The organism is Shigella sp. FC1967 (genome assembly GCF_001743005.1).
Classification (GTDB): domain Bacteria; phylum Pseudomonadota; class Gammaproteobacteria; order Enterobacterales; family Enterobacteriaceae; genus Proteus.
Map to the genome: position 1 here is coordinate 1 of NZ_MIIZ01000524.1, position 204 is coordinate 204.

Below are 204 nucleotides of genomic sequence, written 5' to 3' on the forward strand. Positions count from 1 at the left end.
CTTTCATTTTTTTGGACAGAAAATACAGGTCCATATAGAAAAATAATACCAGCCCTTAGGTTAGCAAAAAAATGATGATATTTTAGTTTACGCTGATGAATAAAACTTTCATTTTTTTGGACAGAAAATACAGGTCCATATAGAAAAATAATACCAGCCCTTAGGTTAGCAAAAAAATGATGATATTTTAGTTTACGCTGATGA

The 204-nt window shown here is 29.4% G+C and carries 1 protein-coding gene; it reads right to left on the bottom strand.

Annotated elements, in window-relative coordinates; translation table 11 throughout:
* On the bottom strand, positions 1-204 hold a 204-nt coding region (locus tag BHE89_RS24265; RefSeq protein WP_216080984.1), incomplete at both ends, for a hypothetical protein.